The organism is Mangrovimonas xylaniphaga (assembly GCF_001280435.1).
Taxonomy (GTDB): domain Bacteria; phylum Bacteroidota; class Bacteroidia; order Flavobacteriales; family Flavobacteriaceae; genus Mangrovimonas_A; species Mangrovimonas_A xylaniphaga.
In genome coordinates, this window is sequence record NZ_LBIP01000013.1 from 106,488 (window position 1) to 131,358 (window position 24,871).

The 24,871-nt window shown below is 41.6% G+C and carries 20 protein-coding genes; 8 read left to right on the plus strand and 12 right to left on the minus strand.

Annotated elements, in window-relative coordinates; translation table 11 throughout:
• Positions 1-35 precede the first annotated feature (35 nt).
• From ZA06_RS00530 to ZA06_RS00550, 5 genes are all read left to right on the plus strand, one after another.
• On the plus strand, positions 36-764 hold the full coding sequence (locus tag ZA06_RS00530; protein ID WP_053975467.1) for a dioxygenase family protein: 729 nt from the start codon (positions 36-38) through the stop codon (positions 762-764).
• Positions 765-1,104: 340 nt separating this feature from the next.
• Positions 1,105-2,667 carry an arylsulfatase gene (locus ZA06_RS00535; RefSeq protein WP_082331889.1) on the plus strand — a complete coding sequence of 521 codons (1,563 nt, stop codon included), beginning with the start codon at positions 1,105-1,107 and terminating at the stop codon, positions 2,665-2,667.
• Between the two features lie 113 nt (positions 2,668-2,780).
• Positions 2,781-3,266: an arsinothricin resistance N-acetyltransferase ArsN1 family B gene (locus ZA06_RS00540; protein WP_053975468.1), complete on the plus strand. Its 486-nt coding sequence runs from the start codon at positions 2,781-2,783 to the stop codon at positions 3,264-3,266.
• 573 nt (positions 3,267-3,839) lie between these two features.
• Positions 3,840-4,877, plus strand: a complete 1,038-nt coding sequence (locus ZA06_RS00545; RefSeq protein WP_053975469.1) for an MBL fold metallo-hydrolase — start codon at positions 3,840-3,842, stop codon at positions 4,875-4,877.
• Between the two features lie 160 nt (positions 4,878-5,037).
• Entirely contained in the window at positions 5,038-5,601 is a 564-nt protein-coding gene (locus ZA06_RS00550; protein ID WP_053975470.1) for a dihydrofolate reductase family protein, read from the plus strand.
• Positions 5,602-5,777: 176 nt separating this feature from the next.
• Here the strand turns inward: ZA06_RS00550 and ZA06_RS16845 are convergent, their stop codons facing one another.
• From ZA06_RS16845 to dinB, 4 genes are all read right to left on the minus strand, one after another.
• Positions 5,778-5,948: a hypothetical protein gene (locus ZA06_RS16845; RefSeq protein WP_157503021.1), complete on the minus strand. Its 171-nt coding sequence runs from the start codon at positions 5,946-5,948 to the stop codon at positions 5,778-5,780.
• A 17-nt stretch (positions 5,949-5,965) separates the two neighbouring features.
• Positions 5,966-6,823 carry a VOC family protein gene (locus ZA06_RS00555; RefSeq protein ID WP_053975471.1) on the minus strand — a complete coding sequence of 286 codons (858 nt, stop codon included), beginning with the start codon at positions 6,821-6,823 and terminating at the stop codon, positions 5,966-5,968.
• Positions 6,824-6,975: 152 nt separating this feature from the next.
• Positions 6,976-9,933: a DNA polymerase III subunit alpha gene (locus ZA06_RS00560; protein WP_053975472.1), complete on the minus strand. Its 2,958-nt coding sequence runs from the start codon at positions 9,931-9,933 to the stop codon at positions 6,976-6,978.
• Positions 9,934-9,942: 9 nt separating this feature from the next.
• Entirely contained in the window at positions 9,943-11,157 is a 1,215-nt protein-coding gene (dinB, locus tag ZA06_RS00565; RefSeq protein WP_053975473.1) for a DNA polymerase IV, read from the minus strand.
• A gap of 82 nt (positions 11,158-11,239) precedes the next feature.
• Here dinB and ZA06_RS00570 point away from each other — a divergent pair, with 82 nt between their 5' ends.
• Genes ZA06_RS00570 through ZA06_RS00580 form a run of 3 tightly spaced genes read left to right on the plus strand, consistent with a single transcriptional unit; the run spans position 11,240 to position 14,195 of the window.
• On the plus strand, positions 11,240-12,010 hold the full coding sequence (locus ZA06_RS00570; protein ID WP_053975474.1) for an XRE family transcriptional regulator: 771 nt from the start codon (positions 11,240-11,242) through the stop codon (positions 12,008-12,010).
• Positions 12,010-13,356, plus strand: a complete 1,347-nt coding sequence (locus ZA06_RS00575) for an exonuclease domain-containing protein (RefSeq protein WP_053975475.1) — start codon at positions 12,010-12,012, stop codon at positions 13,354-13,356. Before ZA06_RS00570 ends, ZA06_RS00575 begins: the two co-directional genes overlap by 1 nt.
• A gap of 2 nt (positions 13,357-13,358) precedes the next feature.
• A complete protein-coding gene (locus ZA06_RS00580) occupies positions 13,359-14,195 on the plus strand; it encodes a TlpA family protein disulfide reductase (protein WP_053975476.1) in 837 nt (278 codons plus the stop codon).
• A gap of 40 nt (positions 14,196-14,235) precedes the next feature.
• Here ZA06_RS00580 and ZA06_RS00585 read toward each other — a convergent pair whose 3' ends face one another.
• From ZA06_RS00585 to ZA06_RS00620, 8 genes are all read right to left on the minus strand, one after another.
• The gene (locus tag ZA06_RS00585) at positions 14,236-14,880 is read right to left on the minus strand and encodes a hypothetical protein (protein ID WP_053975477.1); all 645 of its coding nucleotides are present in this window, start codon (positions 14,878-14,880) and stop codon (positions 14,236-14,238) included.
• A 133-nt stretch (positions 14,881-15,013) separates the two neighbouring features.
• A complete protein-coding gene (locus ZA06_RS00590; protein ID WP_053975478.1) occupies positions 15,014-16,672 on the minus strand; it encodes a carboxylesterase/lipase family protein in 1,659 nt (552 codons plus the stop codon).
• A gap of 19 nt (positions 16,673-16,691) precedes the next feature.
• Positions 16,692-18,368, minus strand: a complete 1,677-nt coding sequence (locus ZA06_RS00595) for a carboxylesterase/lipase family protein (protein ID WP_053975479.1) — start codon at positions 18,366-18,368, stop codon at positions 16,692-16,694.
• Between the two features lie 22 nt (positions 18,369-18,390).
• Positions 18,391-18,690, minus strand: coding sequence for an AtuA-related protein (locus tag ZA06_RS00600; protein ID WP_053975480.1), 300 nt, complete (start codon positions 18,688-18,690; stop codon positions 18,391-18,393).
• A gap of 4 nt (positions 18,691-18,694) precedes the next feature.
• Positions 18,695-20,026, minus strand: a complete 1,332-nt coding sequence (locus tag ZA06_RS00605; protein WP_053975481.1) for an acyclic terpene utilization AtuA family protein — start codon at positions 20,024-20,026, stop codon at positions 18,695-18,697.
• 2 nt (positions 20,027-20,028) lie between these two features.
• On the minus strand, positions 20,029-21,306 hold the full coding sequence (locus tag ZA06_RS00610; protein ID WP_053975482.1) for a CitMHS family transporter: 1,278 nt from the start codon (positions 21,304-21,306) through the stop codon (positions 20,029-20,031).
• Between the two features lie 3 nt (positions 21,307-21,309).
• Positions 21,310-22,347, minus strand: a complete 1,038-nt coding sequence (locus ZA06_RS00615; protein ID WP_053975483.1) for an alpha/beta hydrolase — start codon at positions 22,345-22,347, stop codon at positions 21,310-21,312.
• A gap of 87 nt (positions 22,348-22,434) precedes the next feature.
• Entirely contained in the window at positions 22,435-24,855 is a 2,421-nt protein-coding gene (locus ZA06_RS00620) for a beta-glucosidase (RefSeq protein ID WP_053975484.1), read from the minus strand.
• Positions 24,856-24,871 lie beyond the last annotated feature (16 nt).

A 24,871-nucleotide genomic window follows, 5' to 3' on the forward strand; every position in this document is an offset into this window, starting at 1 on the left:
TTATAATTTGGTTGAAGAATTAAAACATACAGCTTATGAAACGAAAAGATTTTTTAAAAAACGGACTTTTGGGAGTTGGAACCATCGTGGCCATTCCAACAGTTCTAACAGGCTGTTCCAGTGATGATGATTCAGGATCAGGTAATGCAACGGGAGACAATGCAGGAAATAACTCTGGTAGTACCATTGGGGACTGTGTACTATCCCCCAGTGAGACCAAAGGTCCCTTCCCTATCAAAACACCCTCGCAATTGGTTAGGGAAAACATTATAGGAGATCGCTCTGGTTTGGCTTTCCTAATGACCCTTACCGTACAAGATAAAGACAACGATTGTGCTCCATTGGAAGGAGTATTGGTGGATATATGGCATTGTGATGCAGATGGAAACTATTCTGAATATGGAGGCGTTCAAATGCAGACGGCCGATTATACCGACAATCACTTTTTAAGAGGGCGTCAAACTACCGATAGTAACGGACAAGCCTCCTTTATCAGTATTTTTCCTGGATGGTACATGGGCAGGGCTCCTCACATCCACGTGGAAATTCTAGATGCCAATGGCAACTCAAAAAGAGTCACCCAAATTGCCTTTCCTAAAGATATATGCGACACCGTTTACGCCACGTCTGGCTACCACGGTACAGCAGACACCTCCAACGAAACCGATAATGTGTTCTCTGATAGTTTGGAGGATAATATGGCCGACACCCTTACCGGAAACACTACCGACGGGTATACTTTGACCAAAATAATCACTGTATAGCCCTTGAGGGTGTCGACATATAAACCCTAAAAATTCCATTGTTTTGATCTTTAGAGTTGTTAGCCGAAAAGAGGTGTTCAAAATTGAACACCTCTTTTCATATCACTACTTTCCTATTTCATTATATTAACTGAACTTCAACAACTTAAGTTTTAGAATGAAAAGTTTGCAAACAATTTCCCTAAAATCAAAAATTTCTACATAAAACACTAATTAGCAACACTTTGTAGTAAAAGTTTGACTTATTTTGTTTACATTAGATACTGATTACCAGCCCCTCTACAATTCTCCTCCTACTTCACAGCTATTAATCAATAACTTTTAATTAATCTCAAAAATCATGAAACAAAAACTTCACCCTCTAAAGTTGTTTTTATTGTTGATGCTGATACCTTTATGCTCTTTCAGTCAGGAAAAACCAAACATTTTGGTTATTTGGGGCGATGATATTGGTACCTGGAACATTAGTCACAACAACCGCGGTATGATGGGCTACAAAACCCCAAACATCGACCGAATTGCTAAAGAAGGCCTTGCCTTTACCGATTATTATGCGCAACAAAGTTGTACCGCCGGTCGGGCAGCTTTTATTGGTGGCAACGTCCCCGTAAGAACTGGAATGACCAAAGTAGGGCTGCCAGGTGCTGCCCAAGGTTGGCAAAAAAGCGATGTGACCATGGCAACTGTTTTGAAAAGCCAGGGATACGCAACTGGACAATTTGGCAAAAACCACCAAGGCGATTTGGACGAACATCTCCCAACCATGCATGGCTTTGATGAATTTTTAGGAAACCTGTACCACCTCAATGCCGAGGAAGAACCCGAAAATTTTGATTACCCAAGGGATATGAAAATGAAAGACGGCAAAACCTTTTTGGAAAAATATGGGCCAAGAGGAGTGCTTCATTGTTGGGCCGACGGAAAAGGAGGTCAACGCATTGAAGATACAGGACCTTTGACAAAAAAACGCATGGAAACCATTGATGACGAAACTGTAGCGGCAGCTAAAGATTTTATCAGAAAAGCAGTAAAAGACGGCAAGCGCTTTTTTGTATGGTGGAATGGTACGCGTATGCACTTCCGTACCCATGTTAGGGAAGAACATCGCCACCCTGGTAATGATGAATATACCGATGGTATGATAGAACACGACGGTAACGTTGGAGAGCTCTTGGATTTATTGGATGAATTGGGCATTACTGATAATACGGTGGTGATGTACTCTACAGATAATGGTCCTCACTACAACACTTGGCCAGATGCCGGGACCACGCCTTTTAGAGGGGAGAAAAACTCCAACTGGGAAGGCGCCTACCGTGTGCCAACCTTTATTAAATGGCCTGGACATTTCCCTGCTGATAAAACTTTAAACGGCATTGTGTCCCATGAAGATTGGCTGCCAACCTTTGCTTCCATTGCTGGAGCTCCCGGCATTAAGGACAAAATCAAAAAAGGAGTCTCCTTAAATGGCAGAAGCTATAAAAATTATATTGATGGGTATGATTTAACCGACTATCTTACTGGAAAAACAGAGGAATCCCCACGTCACGAATTTTGGTATGTCAACGACGACGGACAAATTGTGGCCGCACGTTATGATGACTGGAAAGTTATCTTTTTGGAAAATAGGGGTGAAAAGTTCGGTGTTTGGATGGAACCTTGGGCGGAACTACGGGTTCCTGTTATTGAAAACCTAAGACGAGACCCCTTTGAAAAAGCCCAACACAACTCCAACACTTACTACGATTGGCTTTTGGACCGTGCCTATGTATTGGTCCCTATACAAGGTTTGGCTGCCAATTTCCTAATGACCATGAAGGATTACCCACCTAGCCAGACCCCAGGTTCGTTTAATTTGAGCGCCGTTGAGGAAAAACTGAAATCATCCATAGGCGGTAACTAGTCTTACCATTTTAAATAAAATCCAGTTTCATGCTGCAATAGGGTGAAACTGGATTTTTTATTCTGTAAATTAGTAATGTTCCTTCTATTTTAAATTAAACAACAAAACAGTGCATGGTTAGAAATGTTGAAATGAGCGATGCTGAAGAAATTTCAAACATCTATAATTACTATATCAAAAATACCGTGATTACCTTTGAGGAAATGCCCCTTAGCAAAGAGGTGATGGCAGAGCGGATCAAAACCAATAGCGCTCAATACCCTTGGATTGTTTACGAAGAAAATAATGAAATATTGGGCTATGCCTATGCCACAGCTTGGAAATCAAGATCTGCTTATCGATATGCTGTTGAAAGTACCGTATATCTTAGGTACGACCAACATGGAAAAGGATTGGGTACCCAACTCTACAAAAGCCTTATAAATCAACTTAAAAAACAGAAATTCCATGCGGTTATTGGTGGTATTGCCCTACCCAATGATTTAAGTATAGCACTTCATGAAAAACTAGGTTTTAAAAAGATTGCCCAATTCAAAGAGGTCGGCTATAAGTTTGAAAAATGGATTGATGTAGGTTATTGGGAACTCATTTTTAAGTAGCAATAGTATAATCTATGACAAACTTATAATAGTACGCTCTAAAAACTCACCTTTAAAAAGACATAAACACCTGAAAATCATTCAGTTTCTAGTTTTTATATTGTAATTTTATTATACCTAACACAAAATCAATCACTTAAAATGATTCTTTAACTAAAAGGGTGAAAGAATCATTACTTCAAAGAGATTGACATCCTAACAAAACTACTCGCTTCTAAGTTATAGGTTCCGATGGAATCGCAACCACAGTGATGACGCAACCTTTTCTTATTGTGAAAATTCCAATATCCAATTTGCCTATAGTATTTCAATTACTCCGCCTCATTACCCCTATCATAATTCATTGCGTTGTTTTTCACACTGAAATGCGACGCGATGTTTTTCTCTCACAACTCCATTTAAAACCAAATTATTTAAGGATAGCTACTGCGCGAGCATATCATATATAAAGCGTAATTTTACTTGATTTTTAGCAGAAAGTATATTTCCAGGTTTGAATATATTGTAGCCTAATATACTATAATCTATTAGGCAAGAACAAACGAAGGAGAATTTAGTAGTAAAACCTCAACGATGAACAAAAAGCATTACGGAGCAAAACCCACCAACGACCATATCACCCAATATGCCAAGAGCCCCAATTGGAACAATGATAAATTCCAAAATTTGGAAGAAACTATCATGTCCATCAGCATACAAAACCTTCCCAAATTACTGTACAAACAGTTTTTCAAAAAGCAAGATCGTGAACCCAAAACACACCTGCCAATAGAAACCTTCAATAAAGAACAGTTTCTCTCACCTTCCGAAAACACCAAATTTATCTGGTACGGACACTCCGTGATATTACTGCGTATGCAGAACAAAACACTCCTGATCGACCCTATGTTAGGACCAGATGCAGCGCCAATTGCGCCCTTTCCTGTAAAAAGATTTAGCAAAAACACCTTGGACTTGATTGAAGAATTCCCAGAGATTGACCTTGTATTGATAACCCACGACCATTACGATCATTTAGACTATAAAAGCATCAAAAAACTGAGGTCAAAGGTGAAACATTTTTATGTAGCCTTGGGGGTTGGGCGTCATTTGGAGAAATGGGGAGTTCCTAATGATCAAATCACCGAATTCGATTGGTGGGAAAAAAGTTCCTTTGAAGGGATCGATATCTCCTTTACTCCCACCCGCCACTTTTCGGGTAGAGGGCTTACCGACAGGGCTAAATGCCTTTGGGGAGGCTGGGCGTTTAAAACACCTTCCGAAAACATCTGGTTCTCTGGCGATGGTGGCTATGGCAAACATTTTAAAGAAATAGGAGACCGATTGGGCCCCTTCGATTTTGGATTTATGGAATGTGGCCAATACAACCAAAATTGGCACCTTATCCACATGTTCCCAAAAGAAAGTGTGCAAGCGGCTCGGGATGCAAAAGTACAATGCATCATGCCTGTGCACTGGGCTGGCTTTTCCTTGGCGCAACACAGTTGGCAAGAACCCATGGAAGCATTTTTAGATGCTGCACAAGGCAATAAGAGTGCCCATATCCATCCAAAATTGGGTGAATTGGTCGATTATAAAAATCATGAGAATAAAGTTTGGTGGAAAGACTAATACTCTTGATACCGCTCTTAAATCTATTTTCAAACAATACAAACTAAACAATTCTATTTCAAAAACTTACCGTTTCACCTATCCATTCCTAAAAAACCACTAACTTTAGATACCCTTCCCTACTAAAAACATTCCTTCTTCTCACCTAAACAATGGCGTCATGAGAAAACTGATTATGTGGAACCTCATCACACTAGATGGCTACTTCGAAGGCAATGAGCCCTGGGATTTATCCTTCCATCATAAGGTCTGGGGACCTGAGCTTGAACAACTAAGCATCGAACAACTGCACTCCGCAGACTATCTCATATTCGGACGTTTGACCTATGAAGGGATGGCGGCCTATTGGACCAACGCCGAAGGAGAAATTGCTGATTTAATGAATCAAATTCCCAAAATTGTGGTTTCTCAAACATTATCTAACGCCGAATGGAACAATACCACACTCATTAAGGAAAACCCTTCAGAAGAAATCTCCAAATTAAAAGCTCAACAAGGTGGTAACATGTTTGTGTTTGGAAGTGCCAACCTCTCCAAAACGTTGATGAACGACCATCTGTTCGACGAATACCGTATTGGGATTGCTCCCGTTATTTTGGGTAGTGGCCGTCCGCTCTTCTATCAAGGTTTAACACCAAAGCACCTGTCATTGGTTTCTATTCAACAATTAGTAAATGGAGGGATTGTTTTAAAATACATCGAACAACCCACTGAGGACATTTAACATAGAAACTCTAAAATATTAGCACAAACTGCAAATAGGGCAATGTAACTCAAGCTCTACAACTATTCACCATAGGCACCTTTGCCCAATTAGGACTTATAGCCACAAACAAGAGCAACTAGCCAGAGAGCAACTGCACTACACATCATCAGCTTAACCTCAACTCCAAAAAAATATTAGTGGCGTCCACCACCATAAAAGTCAACACCTACATGAGGTGACATATGAGGTCCATTGGGGCCGAAACGCATGTCTACCCCCACATTGGTATGGGCAGAGCCACAGGCCGCTAAAAGAAATAAGAACAAAATAACGACGAGAACGGAAAAGGATTTATGTATTTTCATTTTAAGGAGTTTTAATGTTATTGATTCCAGATTTGAACGGCGAAAGGCGCTCCATTAGGATCTTGAATGATGGCTACAGAACCATTTCTGATATCCTGCTGAGGTTCGAGCATTATTTTGGCTCCCAAAGAAACCGCCTTTGTAGAAACGCTTTCGACATCCACCACTTTAATGTAAGGTAACCAGGCTGATCTCATGTTGGCAACTGGATTTTTCATGACACCGCACAGCTTTTGATCTCCTGATTTCAAGATGAAGTAAGGCACCTTTTCTTCATTGTTTTCAACAGCAGCATATGGGGCTACTCCCTTATAATAGTCCAGAGAGCCTGTCACATCATTGGTCCACAGCTCGTTCCAGAGCCATGAATTATTGGCTACTTGAAATTGAGGATCTCCAGTTTCTGAATGGACATAAGCAACATAGGCCCCCTGTGGATCTTGCACAAGAGCAGATCGCCCTCTACCTTTAAAGTTGGAAGGTTTAAACAAGGTCTTTCCTCCTTTGGCGGTATTGTATTCCACCGCTTTGTCGACATCGGTCACTGAAACAGAACTGAGCCATTCCCCAGAAGGATGCGTTGCTACATTTAACGGAATAATACCGCCAATGGCATGGCCTCCGCTATAGATGACATGATAGGCCATATCATCCGTACCAAGGGACTTATAGGTCCACCCAAAAAGGTTAGCATAAAAATCCATAGCCTGTTTCGGATTAGGCGTGATCAAATCATGCCAAACAATCTGACCGTGATTGTATTGGATAGAATCAGAGGTGGACAAAGTAGGGTACTCCGTCTGATCGCATGACAGCGTAAAAAACAAAAACAAGAGCGCAATTAATTTGGGGATTCCATTTTGACTAACTTTCATATTTACAGTATTTTACAGCGAGAATTTATTCATATAAAGATAGGGATTTTCTTAAAACAATTAACAGTGGAAATAATTAAAAGATTTATGATGGTTATAGTCATGGTAATAACGACTACCGCCTCTTACAATACTGTTCCTTTTTCCTGAATTCAAATATTTCTAGGGTCTTGTCTTAAACCCAATTTCCTACTCCACAGGATATCCAAACTACAAAAATCATGGTCTTCCGTGACAGTACCATAGCAAGCATACACCCCAATGCCGTGAATAGGATACAAATCGACCACTTTTGTAAAATGTACCGTATCAAAATATTGCCCCTCCTTGTCAATAAAAGTACAAAACCGAATACGCTTCCCTTGGGATGTTTTATGAAACCTTGTATGTACCAAAGCACCATACAACAACACCTGTTTATTGACATACTTTTTAAAATCTTTAACCAATATATGAGGCATCAAAGTCTCCTCCACCAAATCAAAATACCCACAGAGAGGAAAGCCTAACAACTCCATTTGGTCATAGGCATTTTCCAACCAATTGCCATTTAGCTTTGGCAGTTTATAAGTTTTGTGCTCAGGTTTAAACAACAATGCCTGAGAAGACTTCAACTTGTTTTTATTGAGTTTGAACATGGCCTGCCATAACAGTTCCGTTTTGGGCTGCCCCGTAAACCTAAAAGCTTCTATCCTAATCAAGATGGACAGCTGCTCTACACTAATATGTACCCTGTCAATAAAATCATCCAAGGATTTATAAGCCCCGTAAAGTTGGCGTTCTGAAAGGAGTCGTCTTATAGTATAGTGTTCCAATTGTTTGAGATAGCCCAAGCCCAAGTAGATGCTATCTCCCTGAATGGTTATGGGATGGTCGCTTGTATTGACACAGGGAGGATGTACTTTACCTCCGCACATCTGGGCTTCGTGGATGTAATGTTCGGTGCTGTAAAAACCACCACCATTGTTGAGCACCGCTACCATAAATTCCAACGGATAGTAACATTTAAGATAGAGGCTTTGATAACTTTCCACAGCATAGGAAGCAGAATGCCCTTTGGCAAAGGCATAGCCTGCAAAACTTTTTATCTGCTCCCAAACCTCTATGGTAAGAGTATCGGGATAACCCCTTTCCCTGCAATTGGCAATGAACTTTTGTTCCACTTCCAAAAACTCTGCCCTCGACCGGAACTTACCACTCATCCCTCTTCTTAACACATCTGCCTCTCCAAAATTTAACCCCGCAAATTGATGGGCCACTTTTAAGACATCTTCTTGATAAACCATGATGCCATAGGTTTCAGGCATGATTTTGAGCAGCATAGGATTGGCCTCCTTCCTCCTTTCGGGGTGACGTTGACGGATGATATATTCCTGTTTCATTCCGGAACTGGATACTCCTGGCCTGATAATAGAGCTTGCCGCCACCAACCCCAAATAGTCCTGTGTCTGTAATTTTTGCATCAAGCCCCTCATAGCGGGAGACTCTACGTAATAAGCCCCAATGGCTTTGCCCTGTTTGAGAAGGTCATTGACTTTGGGATCCCGTTTGAACTTTTCCACATCGGTGATGTCTATGGGAGGTAAATTGGGATTATTCTGTTTGATAAGCTCCAAGGCATCCTTGATTTTGGCAAGACCCCGTTGCCCCAAAATATCAAATTTGAAGATGCCCACATCCTCAGCAATGATCATGTCGAACTGTACCGTTGGAAACCCTTTTGGTGGCATGTCTGTAGCGGAGTAATAATGGATAGGTCTATCCAAAATTAAAATGCCACAAGAATGAACACTGAGATGGTTGGGAAACCCCTTTATCAATTGACCATACTTTAGTACCAATTTTGCCATGTCGTCCAATTGGTGCTGAGGCACTTTACCACCACTCAGTTTATCAATCTCTTCCTTAGGCAGACCAAAGACTTTCCCTATTTCCCTTACTACGCCACGGTATTTAAAGGTGTTATAAGTAGCCAAAAGGGCTGTATGCGGAAACCTTTGGAAGATATAAGCTGTAATATCTTCGCGTTCCTTCCATGAAAAATCAATATCGAAATCTGGAGGCGAGGTCCGATAGGGATTGATAAACCTTTCAAAATAAAGATCCAACTCAATAGGGTCCACATCAGTAATCCCAATTAAATAGGCAACGATACTATTGGCCCCACTCCCTCTGCCCACATGGACATAGCCCTGTTGATTGGCATAATTCACAATATCGTAATTGACCAAGAAATAAGACACAAAGTTCATATTCCTAATGGTATTGAGCTCCACCTCCAAGCGTTCCAACACTTGTTTGGACGGATTGCCATAGCGTTTTGAAAGCCCTTGATAGCTAAGATCTTTGAGCATTTCAAAATCTTTTTCGGCACTATCCAAATACAGGCTTTGGTTTTGGGAGCTGCGTGCCTTTCCAAATTCAAAGTCTATACTACATTCTTCCAAGAGCTGTTGTGTGTTTTGGATGACATGTGGATATTCTTGAAACGCTTCACACAATTTGTCTAAGGGGAGCATCTTATCATTTTCGCTGCATTCTTCAGACTTAGGCAGCTTACTAAGCAGTGTATTGTTATCAATGGCCCTTAGCAATCTGTGGGCATTGAAATCCTTTTTGTTCCTCACAGTAACCTGCTGCTGTATGACCAATTTGTCCTTATACTCCCTATAATGACTAAAGGGCAGTTTTCTCAAATCCTGGACACTGATCCCAATGAACTCGTTAGCAGCAAAGGATTCCTTTTCCATTTGCATAACCTGTTCGAAAGGATAGACCACAAAGGCATTGGCAAAGCATGGCGTCTGTTCAGGAAGCGGCTTGTTTTGGTGAGTATGTTGAGACAAAAAACTGTTGAGCTCCCTAAAGCCCTCATTGTTTTTCGCCAAGCCTACAAATAGCTGTGAGACGCCATTTCTAAAGTCGATACCCACAATTGGTTTGATATGATATGCTTTGGCCGTGCGGATAAAATTTAGGCAGGCAGAGGTATTGTTGATATCGGTTAAAGCCATTGCTTGCACGCCATTTTGAACGGCCAACTCCAAGAGTTCTGCTTCGGAAAACGTTCCGTAACGCAGGGAATAATATGTATGACAATTGATATACACGACAATTCTTTATTGGTTGCGGTGCGCCAATACAATAGGTGGCTCGCCATTGAATGGATTATTGAAGCGCCCGATGGTTTTAGCCCCCATGGAAGCAGCCTTTTGGATACTGAGTTCCCCAAATCGGTTGCGGATATGGTCCATGGCACTGTAGAGCCTTAGCATTTCCTCGGTATCGTCGAAAAGGTTGATCTGGTAATTACCACTAATCAAATCACTGAACTTAACACCCACCAACCTGATGAGCAAGCGACGTTCATACAACCTGTCGAAAAGTTCCATAATCTTCGGAATGATAACATGATCTGCACTGGTATAGGGAATCTTCAACTGCTTGGTATGGGTATTAAAATCGGAATACCTAATCTTGACCGCAATACAGGCCGTTAACTTTTCCCCTTTCCTTAGCTGAAAGGCCAAGTTTTCTGCCATGGCAAAAATGGTAGTCCTCAACTTTAGCATGTCGATGGTATCCTTATTGAAGGTACGCTCGGTGGAAATGGACTTGCGTTCATGAAACGGAATAAGCGGTGGATTGTCGATGCCCTGAGCCCTTCTCCAGATAGTCCGCCCATTGGCGCCCAATACCGTTTCCATCATTTCCAAGGGCATTTGCTGTACCGTAGCCACTTTATCGATACCCAAATTGCGCAGGGTATGATAAGTCTTTTCACCTACAGAAGGTATTTTCCTAATAGACAAGGGTGCCAAAAAAGGCTTTTCAAAACCGTGCTCTATACGCAATTGGTTGTTCGGTTTTGCTTCTCCTGTAGCCATTTTAGATACTATCTTATTAGCTGAAAGTCCAAAGGAAATAGGCAAACCTGTTTCCTTCATAATACTCCCTCTTAACTCTGTAGCATATTTATAACTGCCAAAAAACTTGTCCATCCCACTGAGGTCTGCATAGAACTCATCGATACTGGCCTTTTCAAATACGGGCACCCTTTCCCTTATAATTTCAGTGACCATTTGTGATTGTTTAGTATAGATGGAAGCATCGCCACGGATGACCACCGCTTCAGGACACAGGCGCCTTGCCATTTTCATAGGCATCCCTGAATGTATACCAAAGCGTCTGGTCTCATAACTGCATGCCGCCACAACCCCTCTATCCCCCGTTCCGCCTACCAATAAGGGCCTTTTTTGAAGCCGACTGTCTATGAGGCGTTCACAGGAAACAAAGAAGGTATCGAGGTCCAAATGCAGAATATTTTTGTTCATTTCGCAAAGTTAGCTACATATTTAAGCAGTTATTGCTTATATTTGTAGCAAACAAAATCAACCTCCTTTTTACGATGTAACCATGACAGCACTTTCTAGAAATATCAGTCATTTGCGGGAACTTAAACGCATTACCCAAGAAACCCTTGCGGAAGATCTTGGTATTACCCGATCCCGAGTAAGTTCGTATGAAGAAGGGCGTTCGGCCCCACCCATTGAGCTACTTATCAAACTTTCGGATTATTTTAAATTGCCCATTGATGTGTTGGTACGGCACGACCTTACCAAAGGGAGCGAACATTCCTTTATTGAACTACGGAACCAGCGGGTACTGTTCCCCATTACTATCAACTCTGAGGGCGATGATTTGATTGAAGTGGTTCCCGTAAAAACCTCTGCCGGGTATTTGGCCGGTTATGACGACCCCGAATATATTGAGCAATTAGAAAAAATAAAGCTTCCTTTTTTACCCACCGGCAAGCACCGTGCCTTCCCTATAAAAGGAGACTCTATGTTGCCCCTGAAACCAGGTAGTTATGTGGTGGGAAAATTTATTGAGGACCGACGGGATATCATGGATGGCCGTTCATATATCTTGTTGACCCAAAATGACGGAATGGTGTACAAACGGGTAAAAGACCAAATTAAGGACAATAACACCTTGTTGTTGGTTTCGGACAATCCACAATACCAACCCTATGAAGTGCCTATTGACGAAGTCCTGGAACTTTGGGAATTCACCTGTAGCATCAACACCCAAGAATACGACCCGCACGAACTAAAAATTAGTAGTATTTTGGAAATGTTCAACAGTTTGGGAGTGGAATTGGAAGCCCTTAAAAAAGCCCTATAATGCACTACACCATTATCGATATTGAAACCACTGGAGGTCAAAACATCACCGAAATTGCCATGTGCAGGCATGACGGCACCAAAATCATTGACAGCTACAGTACTTTGGTGAACCCACAGGCTTATATCCCCGATTACATCACGGCATTAACAGGGATTGACAACGCCATGGTAGCTGAGGCACCTACCTTTTCCGAAATTGCCGAGACTATTTTAAACTTTACCCAAGACAGCATTTTTGTGGCCCACAATGTCAATTTCGATTACAATATCATTCGGAATGAGTTTAAAACACTAGGCATTGATTTCAACAGAAAAAAACTTTGTACCATACGCCTATCCCGAAAACTATTGCCTGGGCACGCTTCCTACAGTTTGGGTAAACTATGCAAAGCCCTCAATATAGACATCCAAAATAGGCACCGTGCCAAGGGAGATACCGATGCCACGGTGATATTGTTCGAAATGTTATTGGCTCAAGACGGATCGGAAAATGTCTTTCAGGATTTTTTACGAAAGACCTCCAAAGAGGCTACACTTCCGCCCCATTTACCTAATCAGGTTTTCAATAGGATTCCCAATGCACCAGGCATTTATTATTTCAAAAACAAAAAGGGCAAAATTATTTATGTTGGAAAAGCCAAAGACCTCAAAAAACGGGTGCTGGGACATTTCTACAACAAAAGCCAAAAAGAACTGGATCTTTGCCGAGACACTGCAGATATTGATTTTGAACTTTCCGGTAGCGAGACCATTGCCCTATTAATGGAAGATGCCGCTATCAAACATCATTTCCCTGCATACAACCAAGCGGCCAAACGGCCACCAAAAAGCTATGCTGTATTTTCATATCAAGACCGTCAGGGCATTTTACATTTAGCCTATAACACATTAAAATCGGCACCCAATCCCATTCAGATATTCCATGGCATTAGGGAATGTAGAAGCTATTTGGAAACTTTATGCCGAACCTACGAACTCTGCCCAAAATATTGCCATTTACAGGAAGGTGTTTCGGAATGTTCCCACTATGCCATACACACTTGCCATGGTATTTGCCGACAAGAAGAAACTGTTACCAAATACAACCAAAGGGTTGCCGAGGCCATCGAGCAGCTACAGAACAGCACTAAAGATATCGTCATCAAACAAACGGGAAGACACCCTGAAGAGGAGAGTTTTATTCTCATTCAGAACGGTTCCTATAGAGGTTATGGCTTTGTGGATAAATCGGAACAAATTATGCACAGCTCAGATCTTGAAACCTTTTTGATTCCGCAAAAAGACACTATAGATATCCAAAGGGTTTTACGACCTTTGATTTTAAAAGCAACCAACTCCCACTAAAAATGAGAATCCTACAACTAATTATCATATTTCTTCTGCATACCTCTATTACCTCATGCAAAGAGAATACCAACAAGGAAACCGCTGATGTACAAATTGAAAACACCGAACCAGAAATCACTATTAATGAGTTAGAACACGATTTTAAAAAATGGTGGACTTACCATTCCTACAACATTTCTTTATCTTCCAATTTTAAAGCTTTAAATGAACATTCTGATACAATTGATAAAAAACAATTTTTAGAAAAATTAATTACAGGAAATTATATCCCTTTAAAGTTGAACTCCAATACCAAATTTGAAACTTACAAACTTTTCAAACTGGATTCGACCGCCAACGAAAGTATTGTAAACACCATAAAAAGTGTGTCATCCATAAACTTCAAACACTTCAAAATGGAAGGAAAATCTTTTCCTAAATTTGACCTTACAGACCTCGACGGCAATCGCTACACTAACGAAAGCACAAGGGGAAAAACCATCATACTAAAGACTTGGTTTATAAATTGTAAATCTTGCGTTGCTGAATTTCCTGAACTCAATGAATTGGTTAAAAGATACCAACAAAAAAATGACATACTTTTCTTGAGCTTGGCTTTGGATTCAGAAAATGAATTGCAAGATTTCTTAGAGGGCAACAATTTCAACTATCAGGTAATTGCCAATCAACAAGAGTTTATCAAAGAAAAATTAAAATTACAAATCTTCCCTACCCATATCATAGTAGATGAAAATGGCACAATATTAAAAGTGGTAAATAAGGCTTCTGAAATGATTTCATTTATTGAAAATGAAAAGACGTCCAGTGAAAACCTTCCTCCTCCTTCGCCAATGTAAAATCACAATCCATATTTGTGCATATCACATCACTTCTTAGCTATAATGAGACTTTCACCTCCAAACCGAAATAATCCGGTAATTCGTGAATGTCATATGGATGGAAGTTACTGAACAACAAATCCTCAATATAAATCCCGTCGATGTGCCTATAAAGCGCCGCTTCTCCCAATACATCCTGAAGGATGGTATGGATAAAGCTACAATACAGCTCTTCCCCTATCTCTTTCACAGTCTCGTTATACCCCATAACAAAACACATCAAGTTTGATTTTCCAGAAGCACCTTCATCATCCATGGGAAACCATTTAATATCACTAGCCTTGATGGTCAAACCTTCAAATTCATAAGGCTCATCCAACCCTTGTTTGCATTCCTCCAAATCATGTTTAGGCTGATAAAATGCCTGAAACTTCCATTTTGGCACATTGGGAGCCGCGTTGATTAAATTCACCACATACATGGCCCCATTGGGATTACCATTAGCCGACAAGGTCAATACGGCCCTATCAAAAGGACCATTGGGCAGCGAAATTTCAAAGCCCAAGCATTCATCAAAAAGCTCTAAATATTCCGTAAGCATATTACTGTAATAAGCTTTGGATACCTCCGAACTATTATGAAGATTATAAAAGGCTTCTTGGTTTTCTTGAAACCACAGCCAAAAGTCTTTGATTTTCTGCATGGGTACTTGGTTTGAGACTAAATTTATAAAATAAATCCTTAAGACAGCACTAAAAAAACGGGGAGACTCTAAGAATCTCCCCGTTTAAATATACTCATTATACAAGCCTTTTAAAAGACCTCAACATGTCATTTTACAAAAGCTCGCGTCCTTCCTTATCTGGATCGTTTTTCACCTCGCAGGCTGCATCAAAAAGCATGGTTTCGCCATTTTCCAAGGTGTAAGCCGGCCATTCAGGTAAAACAGCCGTGTTTGGATTCCCTGTTTTCATGAACTGTAACAGAGCACCTGACATTTTCTCGGCCAAAGCACGCGGCTCAGCACCTCCACCGGTATGGGTAAACATCAAATCTGTGTTATTGAACCAAAAACTAATATCCAAGCAGTGGAAGGCTCTCATTTTTCCATCAAACAAAGGAGGTTCCCAACCAAACCAAGCCACATATACTGGAGCTTCTTGATTTGCCTTGGCATTGGCTGTTTCCACCACGCCTTTACGGTTACTGGCAATAAGCGTCATGATTTCCACAGGTTTTGCCTCTGGAAACGACTTTTCATACGCTTCATAAACTGGTGCGGCCTTATCTCCCAATCCACCACCAAATCCAGCTCGCTGTGCTAAGCCCTCAATAGCTTTATCCTTGGTGATGTCCTCAAGTCCCGGCACATATCTAGACATAGACCATTCGTGAAAGGTACTACTGATAAGCATTGGCACCTCTGATGACAGCCCATTGGCTTCGCTGTAAAATGTTCCTTCTGGGATATGAATTCCATCCGCAACAGGACCAAATCCTCCACGGAAAAAATCGGTGATGTTATTCTCCTCTACATATCGTTTGGTAGCACGATTGGCAATATCGATATACTCACGCCAAGGAATTTCCTGTAATTTATCAATCTCTGAAGCCTTAAGACCTGCTTCTTGCAAGATATACTCTCCTATTTTTCTAGACGATTCCTGATTTTTTGCAGAAGTCGTAGACCCACTCAACGGCACGGCCTTATGGAACAATCCTTTGGCCTCTGGCATGGCTGTAAGCGTACATACCTTGGCACCTCCACCAGACTGCCCCATGATGGTAACATTATTTGGATCGCCACCAAAATTGGAGATATTCTCATTTACCCATTTAAGGGCCGCTACCATATCTAAAGCCCCTACATTTCCAGAATGCGCATACTTATCGCCTCCTACTCCTGACAAGTCTGAAAAACCAATAGGTCCTAAACGATGATTGATGGACACAAAGACCACATCGCCTTTACGACTCAAGTTTTCGCCATTATAACTATCCTGTTCAATACCGTTACCATTGGTATAACCACCTCCATGCAACCACACCAATACTGGTCGTTTTTTAGCACTTCCAATTTCGGGTGTCCAAACATTCAATTTCAAACAGTCTTCACTTACATCATCATAATTCCAGTGATCGGTAAATGATGAAGCTGCATTGGCATATCTATTCTCCATAATTTGCGGAGCGGTATTTCCCCACCATAATGCTGGATAGACATTCTCCCAAGCTTCAGGTTCCTGTGGTGGCATAAAACGGTTTTTACCCGCTGTACTGGCTCCATAGGGAATGCCCCTAAAATTGTAAATATCCCTAAGTATGAAGCCCTGCACCTTTCCATATTTGGTCTGGGCAATAGCAATGGTATCTCCAATAAACAGTTGCTGTTCATCAGCCTGTGCTGTAAGCGTTGTTTTTTCCGCCTGCTGTGTACAGGAAAGTCCTAAACTCAAGACCGCTGTACACAAGACGAATTGTTGTAATCTTTTCATAATTGATTTCGATTTAGTATTAGCTTTTTGTGACTTCCCGCCACATATTTATTTCCTTTTGAAAACGATTGTAAATAATCTCACAAGAAGCATCGATGCGCATGGTTGGTCGCTGCTTCAAATTATAGGGTTCCCACGACGGAATTCCTTCCGCTTGAGGGATGCCATTTTTGGCAAATGAGGTCCAAAGCTTCGCCATATTATCAGCCGCTTGAAAACGCTCCGGTCTATTTCCTGCCATACCCGTACTTTCATTCCCCGATTTATCTTTCATGGGGGCCACATTGTAGAATTTAAAAGGAATATCCAAAGCATGCATAGCACCAAATTCCACATCGGTACCGGGTACTTTCACCTCCGATTTATATCCAAAATTGTACAGGTAGACAGGAGCGCCTCCTTGAGCCGCTTTCTTCTCGGCTATTTGCACCGAGCCTAAGCCCATAAAGAGAATGGAGCGGATTGTGATGTATAGTTCGGAAGGTGTTTTTCCTGGATTGGTTTCTTTATAAACAGCTAGGATCTCGTTTGCTTGGTCTCCAAATTCTTCATTTAGTTTTTCCTGCAACTGAGCCTCACTAAGATTGAACACCGATGTATCTCCCCCGAACATCGCAAAGAAAATGTACTCATCCTCATTCCAACCTACCATCAATGGTTTGCCTTTTGACAGTGCTACAGCTGTAGGTTCGAATGGATGATGAGGCAACACTGTTCCATCAACCACGGCTCCAAATCCGTTGGTACCAATACCTCCTATTCCCATAAAGCCTCCCCGCACTTTACCCTGAGCTGGCAAGCTCTGTATTTTCAATTGTGCCTGCAACAATTCCTGAGCAGAAAGATTGAGTAGTTTTCTCCAGTCCTTTGAAGCTATGCCTAGCTCCTTTAAAACCAAGTCTGTTGTAATGGCGGCATCTTCTGCAGTTTTTAAAATCACGCCAGGACCACTTTCTATGGAGGCCTTATTAAAATACGGCGCTGCCTCTGGCATGGCATACAGACAAGAGGTTTTCATACCGCCACCAGACTCTCCAAAAATCATCACATTATCAGGATCTCCTCCAAATTCTGCTATATTTTCCTTTACCCATTTCAAGGCTATGGCAATATCCTGAACTCCCCTGTTCCCAGAACCTTGATAGTCCTCATCTGCTAAATGATCCAGATAAAGAAAGCCCAATAACCCCAAACGGTGATTGGTTTCCACTACCACCACATCATAATATCTCGCTAGATTAGCCCCATCTTGATAGACACTTCCTCCAGATCCATTATTATATCCACCGCCATGGTTGTAAACCATTACTGGGCGCTTTTTATAATCTGTTTCAGGCGTCCAAATATTGAGCACCAAACAATCTTCGGCAGGAGCCGGCTCATTAATTCCAAAGGTTTGATTAGGTGTTTGAATGGAAGGCGAGCCCAATTGTATAGCATCTTTAATACCGGTCCAAGGCTTCAACTTATCGGGAGTCAAAAACCGTCTTTCCCCTGAAACCTTACCAGCATATGGTACCCCTTTAAATATAGAAACACCTTCCTGACGATACCCTTTTATTTTACCGTAAGCGGTGTTTGCTATAATATTATCAGAACTATTAAATGTTCCAGGAAATACGAGTTGAGGAATCAATGGAACCGCCACCAAACCTAGAGATGATAGTTTAAGAAAGTTTCTTCTGTTATAGTACATACGCTTTAGTTTTCTGTTGGCATTAAATCTCCATTTCCAATAAATAGGAACTCAAGGATTTGCCGTGTTTATCTAGGGCTGTGGAACTGGTCACCCCTCCGAATAGAGCCTCTTTCAACACAAAATTCAAAGCTCCTAGTTGCGGCAATTCGTAGCGTTTCACATCTCCTTTCACCTGCTTAGACAACCATTGTTTGACCCTTTCGGGGGTTACCTTTTCCTGAATGATTTTATAATCTTCTGGATTGTATACTATGAGTGACAGGTTACTGATATTTCCCTTGTCCCCACTTCTGGCATGTGCAATTTCCCAAAGTTTCATCTTGCTATATATTTGTGTAAACCACTTCGATTTTAATATCTGATTTAGACCATAATACCGACAGGACCGATATGACTTCCTCTACTTTTTGGCTTGCACCACCGCCTCCTGCTGGACCATTGGTATAAAGCGCTTCCACTTCCCTACCAATATGTCTCGCCAGTTCGGCTGTAGCTGCCCTTCCGGACACACTAAGCCTGACTTCAGGAACCTCCATAACTTCCACATTGAAAGGCGCCAATGAATTCACCCCAATAAGATCGAAGCGTAAATCTTCAAACCCATAAACAGCCAAACGCTGTTTCATAATATCTATAGCCAAATTGGCTCTTGCCAAGGCATTTGCCCCTCCATAACTGATTTGTCCTTCTCCAAAAAAGCCGTTAACATAGCCCACGCTTACCTTATAGGTATTGGTAGCAGGATGTCCACTGGCATTTTTAAATTGAACGGTATCCGTGTCGATTTCATCAAATGTTACTTTTGAAAAATCGGCCACCACATCTGGTGTAAAATATTTGGAAGGGTCATGAATTTCATAGAGTAATTGTTCTGTACAAGTGGCCGTATTGATAAGTCCGCCTGTGTCTTTCACTTTGGAAATAAAACCATACCCATGTTCATTGACCTCCACAAAAGGAAACCCAATATTAGCCAAATCTGGCACGATCTTTTTAGGAGGATCGGCAAAATAACCGCCACATACCTGAGCAGCACATTCCAACAAATGCCCTATCATGGTGCCTTTGCCAAGTTTATCCGTGTCTGTAAGTTGCCAATTGAATTCAAATACCATAGGCGCCAAAAATAGTGAAGGATCGGCCACACGGCCTGTTACGATAATGTCTGCGCCATTGTTTAGAGCCTCAACAATACCTTCTACCCCTAGATAGGCATTGGCTGAAATCATGCTATCGCTAATAGAACTCAAAGGTTGACCTGTCTCCAAAATCTTCAAATGAAGTGCTTCTTTTACATTCTCAAGGACATCATCTCCCAAGACGGCAGCTATTTTCAATCCTTTAAGCTTCTGCTGATTTGCCATAGTAGCTATCACCTCCATGGCTTCTATTGGATTGGCTGCTCCCATATTGGTAATGACCTTGATCTTGTGCTCATAAGCCAATGGCAATACTTTTTCCATTCGGTATTCCAAAAGATGATTATATCCCTTATTGGGATTGGCCTTTTTCTCTTTTTGAGCTAAGGCAATGGTGCGTTCTGCCAAACATTCAAAACAGATGTAATCGAGATTACCCTGTTCCATTAAAGTTAAGGCCGGCTCCAACCTGTCTCCTCCATAACCAGCTCCGCTACCAATTCTAATTGTTTTCATAGTTAAAATGTTATGGCTCCTACCAATAATGACATGATTAAAATAATTAGGCTTATACCAAAGGCATAAGGAATGGTCTTCCGTTGGTGTTCTCCCAAATCCACGCCTGTCAATCCTATCAACAAAAATGTTGCTCCTGTTAAAGGACTCACGGGAAATCCTGTAGTCATTTGCCCCGTTATGGCAGCACGACCAATTTCAATGGCGTCCCCACCAAAATGAGCTGAAGTGCTCGACAGCAAGGGCAAAACCCCAAAATAAAAGGAATCGGGGTCGAACAATAAACTTGCAGGCATGGCCAATACTCCCGTTATCACCGGTAAATGACCACCCACCCAATTTGGAATATAGGTTACGGCAGCTTCTGCCATAGCCTCTATCATTCCAGAGCCTTTCAAAATTCCCGTAAAGCAACCTGCCGCAAATAAAATACTCGCCATAAGCATGGCTGCTTTGGCATGGGCGTTGACCCGTTCAGATTGTTCTTTGATATTTGGATAATTAATACTTAAGGCCAGCACAAAGGCTATCATAAAAATAACGTGGGGTGGTGCCACACCAGAAATCAAGGTGCCAACAGCCAAAAGAATCAATAGGTTGTTCACCCAAAATAATTTAGGACGTTCCAAATCTGAAGCCGTTTCATCTGTATCAATAGTAACTTCCGAAATATCTACGTGCAGCTCTTTGCTCCCCAACCTATAGGCTAACAATAACACACTGAGCAAGCCTATCACTACAGGGATCAACATAGGATTAAACAATTCGGTTACCGAAATATCCAAAGCCGTTGCCGCCCTTATGGTTGGTCCGCCCCAAGGCACAATGTTCATGGTACCTGCGGCCAAAGCGACAATACAGGCCAAAGTGGAACGTTTCATATTCAGTTGATCGTACACGGGTAAAAACGCAGGAACCGTCACCAAAAAAGTTACAGCACCCGAGCCATCCAAATGCACAATCATTGCCAAAAGCGCCGAGGCTACTGCTACCCTAGCAGGATCGTTTCCTGCCAATTTCAATAAACGTTGAATGATTGGGCGAAAAGTGCCCGCATCGGTCAAGATGCCAAAAAAGAGAATGGCGAATATAAACATGACGCCTGTTGGCGCTATGGATTTGATCCCTTCCGTGATAAGGTCTACCACCTCAAAACCTAATCCCGCCATCAATCCTGTAACCACAGGAACGATTATCAAGGCCACTACCGGAGAGGCTTTTTTGGCCATTACCAAATAAAGCAAAAGTAGTATTGAAACGAGTCCTAGGGTGGCCAACATAAGCTATTCAAATTTTAAATATTCATCAAAAAACGGTAAGACCTGCTGTGGAATTCGGCCTTGTTTGGTATAGATATCGCTTACATGGGTTCCTATGTATTCTTCGGCAAAATGGGTGATGCCCACATTTTCCAAACGCTGACTAAACATTTCACATTGAACCGTAAAGCGGTCGCCTGCATTTCGTCCCCAATCCAATTTAATAGCTTCCAATTGCTGTAAATTCCCTAAATAGGTATCAATCATATAAAAGGGCATGTTGTCATACCACTTTTGCAAGGTTTCCTGATGCACAATCAATTTATCCCCTTGATATTCAAAAGGCATATCACAGTAAAATGGGGCTTTATCTGGATTAGGTGACCATGAGCGACCAAAGGCCACCATCACGGCACCGAAATAAGTTTTCCACAAATCCTCCATAGTTTCGGCTTTGGAAAGCTCCTTAAAAGTCTCACTATTGGGTCCATATTCCCGAACGATAGCCAAAGCCCCTGGGCTAATGGCATATACCGAACTAAACACATCCGGATGTTTCATGGCCAGCAACAGAGCTCCATATCCTCCCATGCTGTGGCCTGTAATACCCCTGCTTTCTTTTTTAGGAAGGGTTCTGTACGTTTTGTCTATATGCCCCACCAAATCCTGAACCGTAAAATCCTCCCAATTACCAAACACTCCCGAATTGCTGTAAAAACTGCCACCATAGGTTGTTTTTTGATCGGAAGTCACCAAAATAAATGGCCGTATTCTTTGGGAAGCAATGGCATAATCCAAAAGCTCCTCCATATAATTCATAATGGTATGGTCGTTTGTAAATCCGTGAAGAAAATAAACAACAGGATATTTCTGTTTGGTTTCGTGGTAGCCCGGAGGCAAGTACACGGCAATAGCGCGTTTGGGATTCTCGCCAAAAGCATTTTCCAGATGTTTGGAGTAAATTGAATCGATTTCAACGGTTCCTTTTGGTATGGAAGATTGTGCATTGCAGATCAAAAACTTGGTGAGCAACACTACCAATAAGAGTACTATTCTTTTCATGATTCTTTAAAATATTGGATAAAAAAGGAGGAGCGCTGCCCCTCCCTTCTATCCAGTTGGTTAACACTAAAAAACGTCTTTATTAGCTTAGTTTCTGCTTAGTTTTTTAAAGTCTGCCTGAGGTACTAATGCTTTATGCACTTTATCCCCTAAAATCTCTTGAGCTACATTGAACTTGGCCGTACCATTGATTTTTGTTGAAGAAGCACCTACTTTCAACTCATAGTCTCCTGCCTCAACAATCCAACTAGAACGCGCCACATCAAAAGACGCCAAATCTTTGGTTCTTAATACAAAATGAAGGGTCTCAGTAGCACCTGGAGCCAACATTTTAGTTTTTCCAAAAGCTACCAACTCTTGCTCTGGTTTTTCCAATATCACAGTAGGCGCGCTTAAGTACAGCTGCACTACTTCTCTTCCTGCTACTGTTCCCGTATTCTTCACCGTTACAGATACCAATAATTCATCGGTAAATGTTTGTTTGTCAACTTCCATATTGGAATACTCAAAATTGGTATAGGAAAGTCCGTAACCAAACTCATAGGCTACTGGTACCTCAAAGGTGTTGTAGTAACGATATCCTACATAGATATCTTCCTCATAAACAGTTTCCCAAGGCACTCTTCTCATAAATGAAAATCCTGAAAGATCTTCCTCGTCTCCTGTTTCTCCTTCAATGGAATATCCAGGGAAAGATTTTGAAGAAGGCGCATCTTCATATTTTACAGGGAAGGAGATCGCCAATTTCCCAGAAGGGTTCACTTTTCCAGAAATTACGTCCACTACCGAATTTCCAGCTTCCTGTCCTGGTTGCCATGCACACAACACTGCATCTGGAATCTGTGCCCAGCTCTTGGTTTCAACCACACCACCTACATTCAATACTACGATGGCTTTTTTACCCGCTGCATGGAAGGTTTTAGTAACCTCTGCAATTAATTGTTTTTCGGTATTGGTTAAGTAGAAATCTCCAGCCTCAGGCTTACGATCTCCACCTTCACCAGAATTTCTTCCAATAGTAATCAAAGCGATTTCTGAACTTTCAGCTGCTTTTGAAACGTCCTGAGCCTTGATAGGCATTTCAGCCACAGGATCCTTAGCTCCCATAATAGCCGCTAACCAATTGTCTGGCTTTCCTTGTTTAGCTCTAGCATCCTTAATGTAGGCCTCGTAGGTAGTTTGAAGTGCATCGTTGATTTGGAACCCGCCATTTTTCAAACCGTCAATAAGTGATATGGTATAGGCTTCATTTACATCGCCACTACCGGTACCTCCTGAAATGAAATCGTAAGATGTGGTTCCAAAAACCGCTACTTTTTTAACATCCGTCAAAGGCAAAGTATTGTCTTTATTTTCCAAAAGCACCATCCCATCAGTAGCTGCTTGTCTAGTTACCTCTGCATGTTTTTTCAAGTTTGGTTTTCCAGACACATCATACCCCTTGAATCGAGGTGTTTTCACCATGATTTCCAAAATTCTTTTGATGTTTTTATCCAAAACAGCCTCATCCATTTTGTTCTCTTCAACAGCTTTGATCAAAGTTTCAATTTGCTCTTTTTGCCCCGGCATGATCAAATCATTACCAGCTTCCATTTGGGTAACAATATCACTTCCACCACCCCAATCGGTCATTACATAGCCTTCAAAGCCCCAATCTTCTCTTAAAATATTGGTCAGCAAATCTTTGCTTTCAGACACATATTGCCCATTGATTTTATTGTAGGCAGACATCACGGTCCAAGGTTGCGACTCCTTAACTGCAATTTCAAACCCTTTCAAGTAAATTTCACGAAGAGCACGTTCGCTTACCACAGTATTGGTAGACATACGATTGGTTTCTTGGTTATTGGCAGCAAAGTGCTTTACAGAAGTCCCAACACCGTTGGACTGAATCCCGTTCACCATAGCCGCAGCCATTTTACCAGTTACCAAAGGATCTTCGGAATAGTACTCGAAGTTACGTCCACACAATGGATCTCTTTGAATGTTCATCCCTGGCGCCAATAGTACATCGGCACCATATTCCAACACTTCTTTCCCCATGGTTTTACCCACTTCGTTTACCAATTCGGTATCCCAAGTAGACGCCAAAACCGTAGCAATTGGGAATGCTGTACAGTAATAAGTATTGTCATCATCTTTTCTGGTTGGGGAGATACGCAAACCTGCAGGTCCGTCGGCCAAAACTTGGGTAGTAATGCCTATTTCTGGATATTCAGAAGTGTTCCCCGCTGCGCCTGGCAAATAGGTTCTAATTCTCTTTACCATATCCGCATAAGCGGTATCTGGATCTACCGGAGGTTTTGGCATTTTGCTTAAGATAGAGTCTGGAATATGAAAATCCATTCCTGTTCCCACCACAAGTTTTGCCTTTTGCTCCAAGCTCATTTTGCCTATCATGGCATCTACATCCACGGTAGGTTTTGCGGGTGCTTCCTGCGTTTCTTTATCTCCACATCCCATTAGTGCCATGGCACCGAAAAACAATGGTATCAATTTCGTTTTCATTGGTTTTTTAGTTTAA